General features: G+C 59.4%; 16 protein-coding genes. 4 read left to right on the top strand and 12 right to left on the bottom strand.

The annotated features are described in order from the left end of the window. Positions 1 to 276: 276 nt before the first annotated feature. Positions 277 to 714, bottom strand: coding sequence for a DUF3995 domain-containing protein (locus tag E4P00_RS11430; RefSeq protein ID WP_005787763.1), 438 nt, complete (start codon positions 712 to 714; stop codon positions 277 to 279). Positions 715 to 807: 93 nt separating this feature from the next. Here E4P00_RS11430 and E4P00_RS11435 point away from each other — a divergent pair, with 93 nt between their 5' ends. Both E4P00_RS11435 and E4P00_RS11440 read left to right on the top strand, forming a co-directional pair. After that, positions 808 to 1197: a DUF2946 domain-containing protein gene (locus E4P00_RS11435; protein WP_078821145.1), complete on the top strand. Its 390-nt coding sequence runs from the start codon at positions 808 to 810 to the stop codon at positions 1195 to 1197. Positions 1198 to 1291: 94 nt separating this feature from the next. Next, positions 1292 to 3412 (top strand): TonB-dependent receptor, encoded by a 2121-nt coding sequence (locus E4P00_RS11440; RefSeq protein WP_248131499.1) that lies wholly within the window; start codon positions 1292 to 1294, stop codon positions 3410 to 3412. Positions 3413 to 3533: 121 nt separating this feature from the next. Here E4P00_RS11440 and E4P00_RS11445 read toward each other — a convergent pair whose 3' ends face one another. Both E4P00_RS11445 and E4P00_RS11450 read right to left on the bottom strand, forming a co-directional pair. Further along, the gene (locus E4P00_RS11445; RefSeq protein WP_248131501.1) at positions 3534 to 4541 is read right to left on the bottom strand and encodes an ABC transporter substrate-binding protein; all 1008 of its coding nucleotides are present in this window, start codon (positions 4539 to 4541) and stop codon (positions 3534 to 3536) included. Between the two features lie 131 nt (positions 4542 to 4672). Then, entirely contained in the window at positions 4673 to 5122 is a 450-nt protein-coding gene (locus tag E4P00_RS11450; protein ID WP_177327419.1) for a hypothetical protein, read from the bottom strand. A 780-nt stretch (positions 5123 to 5902) separates the two neighbouring features. Here E4P00_RS11450 and E4P00_RS11455 point away from each other — a divergent pair. After that, on the top strand, positions 5903 to 6133 hold the full coding sequence (locus E4P00_RS11455) for a hypothetical protein (RefSeq protein WP_005787750.1): 231 nt from the start codon (positions 5903 to 5905) through the stop codon (positions 6131 to 6133). A gap of 71 nt (positions 6134 to 6204) precedes the next feature. Further along, the gene (locus tag E4P00_RS11460; RefSeq protein WP_032876165.1) at positions 6205 to 6441 is read left to right on the top strand and encodes a DUF2789 domain-containing protein; all 237 of its coding nucleotides are present in this window, start codon (positions 6205 to 6207) and stop codon (positions 6439 to 6441) included. Positions 6442 to 6448: 7 nt separating this feature from the next. On the opposite strand, the gene E4P00_RS11465 is transcribed toward E4P00_RS11460, so the two are convergent. The 9 genes from E4P00_RS11465 to iolD form a co-directional block, all read right to left on the bottom strand. Then, positions 6449 to 6652: a hypothetical protein gene (locus E4P00_RS11465; protein WP_005787746.1), complete on the bottom strand. Its 204-nt coding sequence runs from the start codon at positions 6650 to 6652 to the stop codon at positions 6449 to 6451. Positions 6653 to 6852: 200 nt separating this feature from the next. Next, entirely contained in the window at positions 6853 to 7257 is a 405-nt protein-coding gene (locus tag E4P00_RS11470; protein WP_003191666.1) for a TraR/DksA C4-type zinc finger protein, read from the bottom strand. A gap of 361 nt (positions 7258 to 7618) precedes the next feature. Then, the gene (locus E4P00_RS11475) at positions 7619 to 8641 is read right to left on the bottom strand and encodes an ABC transporter permease (RefSeq protein ID WP_003191668.1); all 1023 of its coding nucleotides are present in this window, start codon (positions 8639 to 8641) and stop codon (positions 7619 to 7621) included. Between the two features lie 26 nt (positions 8642 to 8667). Further along, entirely contained in the window at positions 8668 to 10221 is a 1554-nt protein-coding gene (locus E4P00_RS11480) for a sugar ABC transporter ATP-binding protein (RefSeq protein WP_078821139.1), read from the bottom strand. A 65-nt stretch (positions 10222 to 10286) separates the two neighbouring features. Then, positions 10287 to 11222 carry a sugar ABC transporter substrate-binding protein gene (locus E4P00_RS11485; protein ID WP_032876172.1) on the bottom strand — a complete coding sequence of 312 codons (936 nt, stop codon included), beginning with the start codon at positions 11220 to 11222 and terminating at the stop codon, positions 10287 to 10289. Between the two features lie 49 nt (positions 11223 to 11271). Continuing rightward, a complete protein-coding gene (locus tag E4P00_RS11490; RefSeq protein WP_005787736.1) occupies positions 11272 to 11448 on the bottom strand; it encodes a hypothetical protein in 177 nt (58 codons plus the stop codon). A 126-nt stretch (positions 11449 to 11574) separates the two neighbouring features. Beyond that, positions 11575 to 12603: a Gfo/Idh/MocA family oxidoreductase gene (locus tag E4P00_RS11495; protein WP_248131503.1), complete on the bottom strand. Its 1029-nt coding sequence runs from the start codon at positions 12601 to 12603 to the stop codon at positions 11575 to 11577. A 94-nt stretch (positions 12604 to 12697) separates the two neighbouring features. Beyond that, positions 12698 to 13708, bottom strand: a complete 1011-nt coding sequence (locus tag E4P00_RS11500) for a Gfo/Idh/MocA family oxidoreductase (RefSeq protein WP_248131505.1) — start codon at positions 13706 to 13708, stop codon at positions 12698 to 12700. A 19-nt stretch (positions 13709 to 13727) separates the two neighbouring features. Further along, positions 13728 to 15659 (bottom strand): 3D-(3,5/4)-trihydroxycyclohexane-1,2-dione acylhydrolase (decyclizing), encoded by a 1932-nt coding sequence (iolD, locus tag E4P00_RS11505; protein ID WP_248131507.1) that lies wholly within the window; start codon positions 15657 to 15659, stop codon positions 13728 to 13730. Positions 15660 to 15666 lie beyond the last annotated feature (7 nt).

Here is a 15666-nt window from a genome sequence, read left to right on the forward strand (position 1 = left end):
AAGTGTCCACCATGTCCCCGCACACCCGTCAACCATGTGTCCGGTCCGTACAGGCTCTTTTCCAAAGTGACCCGCTGTAAAAGCGGAACCAATAGTGACCGTAACTTAATTACGGATATGTACTCAGTCTGATCCAACATCCTGGTCAGCCCTGAGGCCGCCATCGGGAGCAAGCCCCCTCCCACATTTGGATCTCGATTTGTCAGGTAGATATGTGCTGGCTGTCCGACCGTCACGAGAGCAAGCTCCCTAGCCACAGGTATGGCGCCGAGACCATCAGGTCCAGGCCACCACCAACAACCCGGCACCCAACACCAGGCACAACGGCGAGTACAGATATGTATCCAGGCGTGCAAATCGAGAGTTGCCGACCTTCTTGAAAAAACCTACCAGCTCCGAATCGCCAATCGCCCGGGCAAACATCAGCACCGCAATCGCACTGATGCCCCACTGCAACGCACCATGGGACACCGGCGAGAAATACAGCCCGGCGCGCAGGCAAACCAGCAAGGCAATCGCTACCAGCCCCATCGCGACCAGAAAGGTGCCCAGCGCCGACGGCTTGAACGCCGGTCGCGGCCCGCTGGCAAATTCGCCAGGCAGTTGCGGAATCGCCGCCAGGCTGCCGAATTTGCCACCAGCCGCCCAGTAAAGATGCACCATGCTGATAAAGGTAAAAACCCCGACAATCCATCGCGCAATGACAAAACTCATGGCGGACGCTCCCGAAAAATGTGGGAATCAGGATAGTCGCCCTGAGATTTTTTGCAGGCATTTCGTCGGCCGCTGATGGTAAAGTGCCGCCCCATGAAACTCGCCCGTGCCGACCGCTCGCTCATTGCCTGGATGCTCTACTGCTGCGTCCTGTTCAATGTGTTCGCCTGCAGCATTGGCCATGGGCAGATGGTGGGGATGCAGCTCAACGGCATCAGCGGCCAGTTCTGTACGGTGGACCCGCGTACCCAGGCGCCCCTGCCAAGCAATTCCACGGATGAGAGCCTGCCAACGCTGTCGAAGGCGTTCGGTTGCCCGTTGTGTTCGACCGGCGGTATGGGCCCCGCGCTCAACAGCCACCTGAACGTGGCAGTCTTGCCACAACCCCACGCGCCGCCAGCGGCGGTCGTGCTTGCCGCTGACATCCCTGCCCGTTTCACCTGGCCCACGGCTAACCCGCGCGCGCCACCTGCCTTCGCCTGATCCCTGCGCTTTCTGATCTGCATTGCCGACCGTTTCCGTGAGGAAGGACGGGTGGCTGTGCCTTGTTTTCAAGCCAAGTTTTCAGGATTCAACCATGAAACATCTACCCCTGTTGGCGGGCCTGTTCGGCTGCCTGCCTGTTTGCGCCTTAGCCCTTGAGCTGGCGCCGACCACCATTGAAGGCGGGCAAAGCGTTGAGCCCGGCCTGGCCCTGGACCAATCCAGCGGCATGGCCTCGCGCCTGGGCCTGAGCGTGCGGGAAACCCCGGCGTCGGTGGCCATCGCCAACCGCAACGATATCGAGCGCCATGGCGCCAGGACCTTTCGCGAGGCGGCCAATACCCTGCCCGGCGTCAACGCCAGCGCGCCGCCCGGGTTTGGTGGGTTTATCTCGTACCGCGGGTTTACCAGCAGCCAGATTACCCAGATGTTCAACGGCATCAATGTCGCCACGGGCCTGGCGCGGCCGGTGAATACGTGGATCTACGACCGCGTGGAACTGGTCGGCGGCCCCTCCTCCCTGATCAACGGCGCCGGCTCCGTGGGCGGCTCGCTCAATTACGTGACCAAGTTGGCGACCCGTGAAGAACAGGCCGCAGAAGGCCAACTGACCTATGGCAGCTACGACACCGCCGGTATGGCCTTCGGCCTTAATCACGCGCTGACCGAGCCCGGCGCCGATGTGCAGCATTACGCGCGACTGGATGTGAGCCGCAACACCAACCACAGCCACATCGACCGCGCTCAACGGGATGCCTGGAGCGTGGCGTTTTCCCTGCTCAGCGACCTCACGCCCAACCTTTCCCACACCCTGGCCCTGGAATATCAGGATGAGCATGAAGACAGCCCGTATTGGGGCACACCGGTGCTCAACCCCAAGGCCGGCGAACTGAAGATCGACAAGCACAACCGCTTCAACAACTACAACGTCGCCGACGGACGTTACGAACAGCGTACGATCTGGGCGCGCTCGATCATCGACTATCGGATCAACGACAGCACTACGCTGAAAAATACCCTCTACCACCTCGACAGCCAGCGCGATTACCGCAACCTGGAGACCTACCAGTACAACGCCGACAACAGCGCCGTTAACCGCTCCACGGCCTATCAGGTGCGGCATCAGGGCGAACAGAACGGCAACCAGTTTGAACTGCGCCATGACAACAACCTTTTCGGCCTCTCCACAACCTGGTCCGGCGGCTTTGAGTACAAGGTCAACAGCACCACCGGCCATCCACTAATCAAGCCGGGTAACAGTACGGTTGACCCGAACAACTACAACCCGGGGCACTTCTATGACATCCCCGGCATCAAGCCGGGTTTTGCCAAAGGCACGACTAACCAGGTGACCACCAAGGCGCTGTTCGTGGAAAACCGCCTGGGGCTGACGGATAAGCTCTCGCTGCTGACCGGCCTGCGTTATGACGCCATTGACATGGACGTAACCAACCACCGCGCGACCACCACCCCACGGCACTTCAAGCGCAGTTGGGAGCCCGTGACGGGACGTGTAGGCCTGACCTATCAATTCATCCCGTCAGCCAATGTCTACGTGCAATACAGCACCGCCGTGGAACAGCCCAATACCACCACCCAGGTGTTCGACGTGTCCACCGGCAAGCAGTGGGAGATCGGCAGCAAGTTCGATTACCTGGACGGTCGCGGCTCGGCAACGGTCGCCGTCTACAAGATCGAACGCGAAGACTTTGCCGTCACCGACCCGCAGGACCCCACCAACAGCATCCCGGTGGGCGCGCAGACGTCCAAGGGTATCGAACTGGCCAGCTCACTGCGCATCACGCCAAGGCTGCTGGCCGAAGGCAACTTCGCCTGGGTGGATGCCGAGTACGATGAATTCAATGAGAAAGTTGCCAGCGGCGCCGTGGTATCGCGCAAAGGCAATACGCCGACCAATGTGCCCAAGCGCGTGGGCAACCTGTGGTTGACCTACGACTTTTCCGAGGACTGGCAAGGGGGGGTGGATGCGCGCTATGTCGACCAGGTGTATGCCGATTATGCCAACACCCAGACAGTGCCGGCTTACACGCTGTTCGGTACGTTCCTGCGCTACAAGCTCGACGCCCGTACCTCGGTGACCGGGCGGGTGCGTAACTTGACCAATGAGGTGTATGCCGAGTTTGCGCATGTGTCGCCGGCGTATTACCTGGGTTCGCCGAGAACGTTTGAGGTAGCGGTGCAAACCAAGTTCTGAGCCTGAAATGCAGTCAACTGTGGGAGGGGGCTTGCTCCCGATAGTGGTGGTTCAGTCAATGCATATGCAAGCTGATACACCGCTATCGGGAGCAAGCCCCCTCCCACATTAAGACTATCGGTTACTTGAGACTCGCCTCAACCTTCTGGGCTACATCCGGCGTCAACCACGCCTTCCACACCTCAGGGTGCTCCTTGAGGAACGTCTGGGCCACGTCCCGTGGCGCGGTGTGGTTTTCGCTCATCTTCGCCAACGCCTTGTTAAGCGGCTCGATGGGGAACTCGACTTTTTCGAAGAACTGGGTGATCTGCGGATATTGCTGCTGGAACGGCGTCGATACGCCAATGCTCAATTTGGATGCCAGCGAGCGCGTAGGCTTGGGGTCAGTGTTGTCCGCGTCGGTCAGGGTCTTCCATGCATCGGCATCAAACGGCGGTTCTTCCAGCTGGATCAATTTATAGCGCCCCATCAACGGGGTGGGTGACCAGTAATAGAACAGCACCGGCTTGCCCCGGCGGATCGACGAGGCAATCTCGGCATCCAGCGCTGCGCCCGAGCCGCTGCGGAAATTCACGTAAGTGTCGTCCAGGCCATAGGCCTTGAGCTTCTGTTTGTTGACCACTTCGGACGTCCAGCCGATGGGGCTGTTGAGAAAGCGCCCTTTGCCCGGGGATTCCGGGTCTTTGAATACATCCTTGTAGCGCGCCAGGTCCTGTACGCTTTTCAGGTCCGGCGCCAGGGCCTTGAGGTTTCTGGACGGGTCGCCCTTGACCACATATTCCGGCACCCACCAGCCTTCAGTGGCGCCTTTGACCGTGTCTCCAAGCCCTACCACTTTGCCTTCGGCTTCAGCCTTGACCCAAACAGGGCTGCGGCCCGCCCACTCTTCGCCGATCACCTGGATGTCGTTCTTGGCCAGGGCGGTTTCCAGGGTGATGGTGGTGCCAGGCAAGGTGTCGGTGGGCAAGTCATAACCCTTTTCGACGATAAAGCGCAGTACTTCGGTGATCAGGCTGCCGCTTTCCCAGTTGAGGTCGGCAAAATGCACCGGTGCCTGTGCAGCCGATACCGGCAGTGACAGACTCAGGGCCGTCAGTGACGCTGCCAGCAGTGACTTCAATCCTCTCATGCCTTTGCACCTCGCGTTCTCGCAGTCATGGCAAACGGCTTTGCCGCTAATGCGCGAAGCCTCTGAATAGTTAAGTCAACTCAACTGTAGTAGAGGTTCCGAAAGACAAAGGTGCACAGCGTATTTATCGGTTATTCGCTGGCCTTGAACGTCACCAGTTCACCCTTGCGCCACTTGGCGGCCTTGCCCGTCACGGCCTTGAGAGTTTTGGTCAACCCTTCCTGCAATTGTTCATGGGCGGCAAATACCAGCATCACGCTATGGCCTTCCTTGAACACAATGCCCTGGCCTTCGTTCGACGATACAAAGGCGTAGTCGCCGAGGCCGTAAACGGTCAACTTGATATCGCGAAACTTGAGTTCGAACTTTCCACCTTCGCGGCTGGGTAAAACAGCCGCACGGAAATGGTCGCCCACCTTGAGTTCCAGACGTGGCTTGTCATCCACGACCAGTGCCGCTTCGGTATCGATCTCGGCGATGTAGATGCCTTCCGGCGTCTGTTCAGTGACGTAGACAAACCGGGATTGAAACTGTTTGACCAACTTTGCGCGCAAATCACCCAGCACGAATAACGCGTGCATATCCAGATTACTGACTGCCAAGGAAACGCCCCCACATCAAGAAAGCGCTGGCCGCCGAAGCGGGCAGCACAAAAAAACGGCCGTTACGGCACGATCACACATTCGTCAAAAACCTGAAGATAACCCGCAGGACTCGTACACCCAGCCGCGGTGGACCTAAAGCAAGGTCAGCCGGTGGCACAGCAAATCACAGGTTCAACGACCCGAGAATACGAGTCGACCAACTTCAGAGAATAACCCAGTCAAAAGTGCACTTTCCGACACCCGAAACAAAAAATACACGGGCATGGAACCAGTTGCGAACTACCGACGACAATACTAAAACAGCAAGCCGGGTCAAAACCACCCGAAACGCCAAACACAGGCTAACAAGATCGATCGACAGGAGCTGAGCATGCAACGACGTCAACACAATGCTACGTCCTTCCACACTCGTTCATCATGTCCAGACGAACGCCAATACTACTGCTTGCATAACCTTGATGGGTACTCCCATTCGGTTATTTACCAAGTGGTACCGGCCGGAAAGAACTTTTTCCACATTCTTGAAGTGCCCAGTGGCAGGATCAAGGGGTTTCGCAGCGACCACAATAAAGCCTGTGAATTGGCCAAAATGCTTGAAGCCAGGCTGCATGCCCTTTGCGGGGGACTCGTTTCGTCACCTGGGTGACTTTACTGCGCCTGCGCCCCTCAACAACTGCCATACTGGCCCGTCCATTGAAGTTTGCCCCGTGCGGGTCAGGTTTCATCAGTGCAGTTACCTTGAAGGGAAGGCTATACGTGACGGAATTTGATATTGGCGAATTTTTTATCCACGGCGATGCCAGGGAAGTAGACGGAGAGTTTCAAGCAGTCATTATCATGCGGGCCAAACCACCGCTGACCACTGTGACCGCGCACCAGGTAGAAAAAGACCGTTGGTTCAAGACTGTAGACGCCGCTGCCTTTGCAGCAAAAGAAGCCGCAAAAGCCCTGAAAACCGCCGTGGATTCGGGTGCTCTCAATTCCTGACACCTCGATAGAACTCTAACGCGCCTCAAGCCTCCCATACACAACGATCCTCACTTTGTATGGAGTACCCAATGGACGCGCCAATCCCCACGCTCGAAACCCTGTTTGAACAACTGGGCCTGGACTCAACCCCTGAGGCCATTGATGCCTTCATCGTCGCGCATCCGTTGCCGGAAGGCGTGAAGTTGATCGATGCGCCGTTCTGGACGCCCCAACAGGCGCAGTTTCTTAAGGAAGAACTGCGTGAAGACGCTGAGTGGGCCATCCCGGTGGATGAGTTGAATCAGCGCCTGCATCAATCTCACTAGCACGGTCTCAATGCAGGCTGTCTGACTGTTCCATGCGCAACAGCGCTTGCCAGGCAGCCTGACACTCCTGCGCCTCATCGCGACTGGCAAAAGCGGTGCCGCGCTGTTCACCATTGAGCAACACTACCCAGCAGGCTTTCTGACCCAAGGCACGCAGGGTCTCAGGTACACCGCTGCCGATCATCACGGCCACATCGACTTTGTTTTGCATGGAAGTTCTCCGTAGCATTAGTTAGCTGCCTAACAATGTTGGCCATGCTACGGTTTTATTCCAGTTGGAAAAAGCTATCCTGGGAATAGCTTCATTGCATAAACAGCAACAATCCATCGCGCCAGACGCGGGCCGTATGATCTCGGGAGGTTGTTGCAGACGGGGCAGCCAGCTCACTGGCAGGCCCCCCATTCAGCACATCAGGCTTGACGCTGATGCTTGTCGATCTGCTCGTGGCGCTCTTGGGCTTCGATGCAGTACTTGGTGGTCGGGCTGATCAGCAGGCGCTTGAGGCCGATCGGCTCGCCGCTGTCATCACACCAGCCAAAAGAATCTTCCTTGATGCGCTCCAGGGCGCGCTCAAGTTGCGGCAGCATACGCTGGTCGCGGTCAATGGCATTTACCAGCCAGGTGCGCTCTTCTTCGACGGAAGCCGCGTCAGCCGGGTCCGCCGGGGTGTCCAGGCTTTCAATGGCGATGCGGTTCTGTTCAATGCGCTCGTGGTGTTCCACCTTCATGTCTTGCAGCAACTTCTCGAAAAAAGCGTGCTGTTCGGCATTCATGTAGTCATCCGCCGGCATGGCCAGCAACTTTTCCTTTGTCATTGATTTCTCTATAAAAAATACGTGCATTAAGGCGAATAAGGGAGCGTTCCGCAAGGCCTGTGCAGGTCTCGGAAGGGCGCCGTCCATTTCAAGCGCCACCCGGCACTCAATTTACGAGGGGCGGCAGTCTAAGGCCGACTTGAGAGCGCAGCAACTGAAAAGACAGGCATTTTTTCCCAATTAACCCCCAAAGGCACCAGGACGGGCTTGGCGAACGGTCATCGGAGTGCGTTTATAGCAAGAAATTCAGTGCAGTGGAGCTATATAGAAGACAAACGGTTGAAAGTGGCTGATCCCGGACTAAATGTGGGAGGGGGCAAGCCCCCTCCCACATTTGATTGGTGCTGTCCTTGAGATAGGCTCAGCGCTTGAGCTTGCGCTTGTTGCGGTACTGGTCGATCACCACTGCCACCACGATGATCAGGCCCTTGATGATGTCCTGGATATACGCATCCACCCCCACGAAGGTAAACCCGCTGGCCATCACGCCGAGGATCAGCGCGCCGATCACGGTGCCGGTGATGCGCCCTACCCCGCCCGCCAGGCTGGTGCCGCCGATCACCGCAGCGGCAATCGCATCCAGCTCGTAGGACATGCCCATGCCCGCCTGCCCTGTCGCGGCACGGGCCGAGGCCACCACGCCGGCCAGGCCCGCCAGCAGCCCGGCGATGCTATAGACGATGATCAAGTGGCGCTTGACGTTGATGCCCGAGGTGCGCGCCGCCTGCATATTGCCGCCGATGGCGTAGGTGTACTTGCCGTACTTGGTATAACGCAGGGCAATATGGAAGATCACCGCCACCACCAGGAAGATGATCACCGGCATGGCACCATGGCCGATGGCCGTGTAGGAATCCGAGAGCATGCTCACCGGCTGGCCTTCGGTGTAGTAACGCGCCAGGCCACGGGCCGAGACCATCATGCCCAGGGTCGCGATAAACGGCGGGATGCCGGTCACCGCGATGATGCTGCCATTGATCGCCCCTGCCAGCAGCCCTACGCCCAGGCCCATCGCCACCGGGATCCACACCGGCAAGTCGGTCAGGGACGGAAACACCGCCCGGGAAAAATCCGAGGTCTGCGCCAGGCTGGCAGCGATCATCGCCGACAAGGCCAGCACTGAGCCTGACGACAAGTCGATCCCCGTGGTGATGATCACCTGGGTCACGCCGATGGCCAGCAGGCCGATGATCGAGACTTGCAGAATCATCAGCACCAGGCGCTGGGAGTTCATCAAGAAGCTCTGGTCGCGCACGATCCAGCCGAACAGTTCAAACACCAGGCCGATACCGATCAGCACCAAAAAGATGCTCAGCTCGGTGGGCATGCGTCGACGATTCTTCACTGGTGCCGTCGCCGGCTTGTTGTCTGTTATTGCGTTCATAGCCCATCACCTTCTTATTCTGTAGATCAGTGGACCGCGGACATGCCGGAGGCCAACTGCATGACTTTTTCCTGGGTGGCCTCGGCACGATCCAGGGTGCCCATCAGTTCGCCTTCGTGCATCACCATCACCCGGTCGCTCATGCCAAGCACTTCGGGCAGTTCCGAGGAAATCATGATCACCGCCATGCCTTCGCTGGCTAGAAAGGCGATCAAGCGATAGATCTCGGCCTTGGCGCCCACATCGATACCGCGGGTCGGTTCATCCAGGATCAGCAGCCTTGGGTTGGTCATCAGCCAGCGTGCCAGCAGTGCCTTTTGCTGGTTACCGCCCGACAAGGTGTCGATGCATTGCTCCAGGGACGGAGTTTTTACTCGCAGCTTCTTGCACATCTCTTCGCACAGGTCGCGCAGGGCCTTCTGCTGGATAAAGCCGCTGCCCGAATAGTGCGGCAACACCGCCATCTCCATGTTTTCCAGCACCGACAGGCACGGGAACAGGCCGCTGAGCTTGCGATCTTCGGTCAATAGCGCAAAGCCTTTCTCGATGGCCATGTGCGGGTCGGTAATGCGCACCGCCTTGCCGTCCAGGGTGATTTGCCCACCGGTGCTTGGGGTAATGCCAAAAATGGTTTCCGCCACATTGGTACGCCCAGAGCCCATCAGGCCGGCGATACCGAGAATCTCCCCGGCGTGCAGGTCGAACGAGACGTCCTTGAACACGCCGTCCAGGCTCAGGTCGCGCACCGACAGCAGCAACTCACCTATCGGCGTCTCGCGCACCGGGAACAACTGGCTCAGCTCACGCCCCACCATCATCGAGATCAGGCTGTCGCTGTTCATGCTGTCGGCACGTTGCAGGCCTATGTACTGGCCGTCGCGGAACACCGCCACTTCATCGGCGATGGCGAACACTTCGTTCATTTTGTGCGTGATGTAAACGATGCCTTTGCCCTGGGCCTTGAGGTCGGCAATGATCGAAAACAGGTGGGCCACTTCCTTGTCGGTAATGGCCGAGGTGGGTTCATCCATGATCAGGATGTCGGAGTCGTACGAGACCGCCTTGGCAATCTCGACCATCTGCCGTTCGGCGATGCTCAGGTTGCCCACCTGCTCTTCAGGGTCGAGGTTGATGCGCAGGCGCGCCAGCAACTCGGCGGTGCAGCGATGCATTTCGCGGTGGTTGACCATGTGCAGGCTGTTGAGCTGCTCGCGGCCGATCCAGATGTTCTCGGCGATGCTCATATGGGGCATCAGGTTGAGCTCCTGATGGATCATGGCGATTCCGGCCTTTTGCGCCGCCAGCGGCGTTTCGAAGGTAATAGGCTTGCCACGCAGGCGGATTTCCCCGGCGTCGGGCTGGTAGATGCCGGCGATGATCTTCATCAGCGTCGATTTACCCGCGCCGTTCTCGCCCATCAATGCCAGCACCGTGCCGGGGCGCACCCGCAGTTGCACATCGTCCAGGGCGACAACACCGGGAAAGCCTTTGCTGATGTTGAGAATTTCCAGCAGGTAGGGTTCGTCCAGCGGCAACGGCTGGATGCCCGGGGGCTGCGAGGCAGCGGCTTGAGCAAGCATAGGGAGGCACTCCATCTGCAGGGCGGCCGTGACCGCCCTGCCGGCTTATTGTTGTTGTGTCAGGGCTACTTGAAGTCTTTGACGTTGTCCGGGGTGATCAACTGGAACGGGATCACCACGTTCTGCTCCACCGGCTCTTTTTTGGCCATCTTGCGCGCCGCTTCCACGGAACCCACCGCCTGGCCCTTGGCGTCCTGGAACGCCGAGGCGGCCATGTCACCCTTGGTGATCGCGTTCAAGCCATCCGGCGTACCGTCAACACCGGCAATCAGCACGCTGCCTTTTTCCTTGCCGGCCGATCGCAGGGCCATGGACGCCCCGATCGCCATCTCATCGTTGTTGGCCAGCACCGCATTGAAATCACGCCCCTGGGTCAACCAGTCGTTGACCAGGGTCATGCCCCGGTCACGCAGCCAGGCGCCGGTCTGCTCCTGCTCGATCTTGATGTCCGGGTACTTGGCCAGCACTTCCTTGACACCCTTGGTGCGGTTGGTGGTGGAGTTGTTCGCCAGGTCACCCAGCAGGATCACGATCTTGCCCTTGCCGCCGAGTTTTTCGGCGATGTATTGCATTTGCAGGCGCCCGGCCTCGACGTCATCGGAGGTCACTGCCACCACGTCCTTGGGCAAGTCTTTCTGGTCCGGGCGGCGGTTGACGAACACCAGCGGAATGCCCGCCTTGGTCGCAGCCGCAATGATGTTCTTGGTCGAAGCGGTATCGACCGGGTTGACGATAATGGCGTCGACTTTCTGGCTGATAAAGTTCTCGACCTGGCTCAATTGCTTGACCACATCGGCCCGCGCGTCTTCAAACTGCAATTGCACGCCATCGCCCTTGGGGTAGGACTTGGCTTGCTTATCCATGTCTTCGCGCAGGTAGGTGAGGAAGGTGTCATCGAACGCAGACATCGTGACGCCCACCTTCAGATCGGCGGCGCCGGCAACGCCACTGGCCAGCAGCATGGACAGGGCCAGCGCGGTAAAACGGATCGGGGTCTTCATGAACGGTCTGTCTCCACTTTCTTGTTGGTTTTTTTCGACGTTGCGTTTATCAGGACTCGGCTGTCAGTCGCACCACTGGCGCCCCTGGAATGCAGCACACCAGCGCGCCCTGGTTTTCGACGCACAGCACGTTAAGGAAGGAGAAGTAGAACGGCCGGGCGCGGGGCAGTCCGCGTGGCGCTTGGGCGGGGCGTAAAACTCGAAGTACAGCGTTGAAGATTTTCATCTGACGGTACCTGGTTGTTTTTGATCTTGTTTTTGTTGAGTCGCCCGCTGGGTCCGGGACATACTTTATGCAACCTGGAAACGACTGTATTAGAAAATAATTTCCATATCAACCTGTTTTAGAATTTTATTCTATTTTTGTCGAAACCACTTGCTGGCGCTCGGCGCTCAGGCGTGCGGCGTCCAATATACGGGTGGTTTCCAGCGCGTCATAGGCGCTCACCGGCAGCGGTCCCTGCCCTTGCACGGCCAACTGCAACTGGCGATAGAACTGTGTCCAGCAGCCCTTTTCCGACGGCACCCGCTCACGCTCCGAGCCTTGTTCGAACCAGCCCCAGCGTCGATGCTCCTCCGCGCCCCAGTGCTCGCCTTCGGTCTTCGGCGATTTACCGGCGATCAGCGCTTCTTCCTGGCCATCCAACCCTTCGACGGTGTAGCAACCCAAGGTGCCACTGACACGAAAGCGCGGCGCCTGGCTGTTCTGCAAGGCGTTGCCCCACAGGTGTGAAATCACGCCGTTGGCGTGGCTCAGGGAAACAAAAAAGCCGTGATCCACGCTGGGGTGTTCAGGGGTGTAGTGCAGTTGGGCGAACACTCGGTCCACCGGGCCGAACAGTTGCAGCGCCTGATCGACCAAGTGACTGCCCAGGTCACGCAGCCACCCGCCGCCGCTGGCATTGCCCACGGCTTGTGGGCTGTAGCGTTCTACACGAGATTCAAAGCGGGTGATGGTGCCCAGGGCACCGGCATCGATGAGTTTGCGCAGAGTCAGGTAATCCGAATCCCAGCGCCGATTCTGGTAGACGCTGAGCAGCGAGCCCTGGCGCTCGGCGGCAGTGATCAGGGCTTGGGCTTGTTCGGCGTTGGCGGTAAAGGGTTTGTCGCTGACCACCGCCACGCCGTGTTCGATGGCTTCCAGTACCAACGCCGGGCGACCTTTGAGGGTGGTGGAAATCACCAGGGCGTCGACGCCGGCTTCGACGATCTGGCCGATGGAGTCGAAGGCCTTCACGCCTGGTAGATCGGTACTTAATTGCTGGCGACGCTCCGGCGAGCGTGTGACAACGCCCACAAACGTCGCACCAGGCAACGTCGCAATCAGCGGCGCATGAAAGAAGCGCCCTCCGTGGCCATAGCCGACTAGTCCAATTCGCATGATTCACTCCTGCTTTGAAGTGCAAACACTGTTCAAATGTGGGAGGGGGCTTGCCCCCTCCCACATTGACCAGGTTCCACCTGTGAGATTGGGATCAGCCGTAGAAGTGTGGGCGATCCGGCAAGCTCACCGGCACAATCTGCTCGCTGCCCTGGGCTTCAATACACGCATCCGCCGCCACCGCCGCCGCATACCCATCCCACGCCGACGGCCCACCGACCTGCCCAGCCCGCACGCTGTCGATAAACGCCTGCAACTCCACGTCATAGGCACCGATAAAGCGATCCTTCCAATCCATCAGGATCGCATTGGACAGCTTCGCGCCACTGCGCAGTTGCACTTGAGAGGGCTCCGGCAGTTTGGCGATACCGGTCTCCCCTACCACTTCACACTGGATGTCGTAGCCGTATTGGCAATTGACAAACACCTCCACATCGATACGCGTGCCCTTGGCGGTTTCCAGCAGCACGATCTGCGGGTCGCGCAGGTGGGCCAGGGCCTTGCTGGTCTTGCGCGGGAACACCACCTGCACGGACACATAGTCGTCATTGAGCAGCCAACGCAGCACGTCCAGTTCGTGGATCAGGGTGTCGGTGATCGCCATGTCGGTGTTGTAATTCTCGCCCACCGTCGGGTTACGGTGCGCGCAATGCAGCATCAACGGCTCGCCGATCTGGCCGCTGTCGATCACAGCTTTCAAGGCCCGATAGCCTTCGTCATACGGACGCATGAAGCCCACCTGCACCAGGCGCTTACCGCAGGCGACTTCGGCCTCGACGATCTTGCGGCAGCCTTGCGCGGTGACCGCCAGGGGTTTTTCACAGAACACCGGTTTGCCGGCGGCGATGGCGGCCAGCACGAACTCTTCGTGGCTCGGCCCCCACGACGTCACAAGGATGGCTTCGACCTCTGGCGAGTTGATCAGCGCATGGCCGTCAGGGTACACCTCGGCGTCCAGCTTCAAGTCCGCCACCACCTGCGCGGCCTGCGCAAGGTTGATATCAGTGACCGCCACCACCTGGCTGTTGAGCAAGGTCTGGCTGCAACGACGGATATGGTCCCGGCCAATGGCGCCCGTACCAATCACTCCAAGCTTCAAAGACATGTAAACACTCCTCTTGTTATTAGTACTGCCGGGCCTTGGCCAGGTGTTCATTGAGTTTTTTTGCCGCTGCATTCGTGCGTTCACTGGTGGACACCTGCGCCACACCTACCCGCCACCACGACAGGTAGCCGTGGACCATGGTCTTGGGCAGCACTTTGATATCGATCAGCGTCGAGACGGTTTGCGTGCGCGCATCGGCCAGGGCCGCTTCCAGCTGCTCTAGCGTGCTGACCTTGTAGGTCTTGCAACCATAGGCCGCCGCACTCATGGCGAAATCCACCGGCACCAGGCCGCCGTCGAGCTTGCCGCTCTCGGGGTTGCGGAAGCGAAACTCGGTGCCGAAGCTGTCCATGCCATTGCCGATTTGCAGGTTGTTGATGCAACCGAAGGCCATGTTGTCGAGCAGCACCACGTTGATCTTGCGCCGTTCCTGGATCGAAGTGGCCAGCTCCGAGTGCAGCATCATGTAGGAGCCGTCACCGACCAGGGCGTAGACCTCTTTGGTCGGCTCGGCGAGCTTCACGCCCAAGGCGGCATTGATCTCGTAGCCCATGCACGAATAGCCGTATTCGACGTGATAGGTATTGACGCCCTTGCTGCGCCAGGCGCGCTGCAAGTCCCCGGGCAGGCTGCCGGCGGCGGCGACGATGATCGCATCGTCGGCCAGCGCCTGGTTGAGCACGCCCAGTACGCGGCTTTGGGTCAGGCAGGAGCCGGTCAGCTCGATAAACTCGCGCAGTACGGCGCGGTCCAGAAGGTCGTCAACTTCCGGTACGAAATCATCGTCTGAGTATTGCACCTGGTACACGCGATCCACTTCGGCATCCCGTTGCGCCTTGGCGTCAGCGATCTGCTCGCCCCAGCCGGAACGGTAATCGTCGAGGGCATCGGCCAGCGCTTCAAGCGCGACTCTGGCGTCCGCCACCACTTGCACACCGTCCAGCTTCAACGCGTCGCAGGCGCTGACATTGAGGTTGAGAAAAGTCACCTCGGGGTGCTTGAACAGCGATTTCGACGAGGTCGTGAAGTCGGTATACCGCGTGCCGATGCCGATGATCAGGTCCGCCTCGGGGGCCAGCAGGTTCGCCGCCAGGCAGCCGGTTTCGCCGATGCCGCCGACGTTCAGTGCATGGCTGGAGACCACCGCGCTTTTACCGGCCTGTGTTTCGGCAAAGGGAATCTCAAAGCGCTCGGCAAAGGCTTGCAGCGCCGCATTGGCGCCGGAGTACTTCACCCCGCCGCCACAAATGATCAGCGGTTTGCGCTTGCCGCGAAACGCCGCCAGCGCATCGCCGATCATCGCGGCGGTGGCCGGGCGCCGGTCGATACGGTGCACGCGCTTTTGCAGGAAGTAGTCGGGATAGTCCCAGGCCTCGGCCTGCACATCCTGGGGCAACGCCAATGTCACCGCGCCGGTTTCGGCAGGGTCGGTGAGCACGCGCATGGCGTGGATCGCCGCCGTCATCAACTGTTCGGGGCGGTTGATGCGGTCCCAGTATTTGCTCACGGCGCGGAACGCGTCGTTGGTGCTGATGCTCAGGTCGTGGAACTGCTCAATCTGCTGCAGCACCGGGTCGGGCTGGCGGCTGGCGTAGACATCGCCGGGCAACAGCAGCAGCGGTATGCGGTTGGCCGTGGCGGTGGCTGCGGCAGTGAGCATATTCGCAGCGCCAGGCCCCACCGAGGCTGTGCACGCATAGATCTTGCGGCGCAGGTGCTGCTTGGCAAACCCGATGGCGGCATGGGCCATGCCTTGTTCGTTGCGGCCCTGGTGCACCACCAGGTCGCCGCTGTCCTGCTCAAGCGCCTGGCCAAGGCCCAACACATTGCCATGCCCGAAAATAGTGAACACCCCGGCAACGAACTTGCTCTGTACGCCGTCGACTTCGATGTATTGGTTATCCAGAAACTTCACCAGGGCCTGGGCCATGGTCAATCGTGTGGTGCTCATGTCGCGC

This window comes from Pseudomonas sp. B329, assembly GCF_023127835.1.
Lineage (GTDB): Bacteria > Pseudomonadota > Gammaproteobacteria > Pseudomonadales > Pseudomonadaceae > Aquipseudomonas > Aquipseudomonas synxantha_A.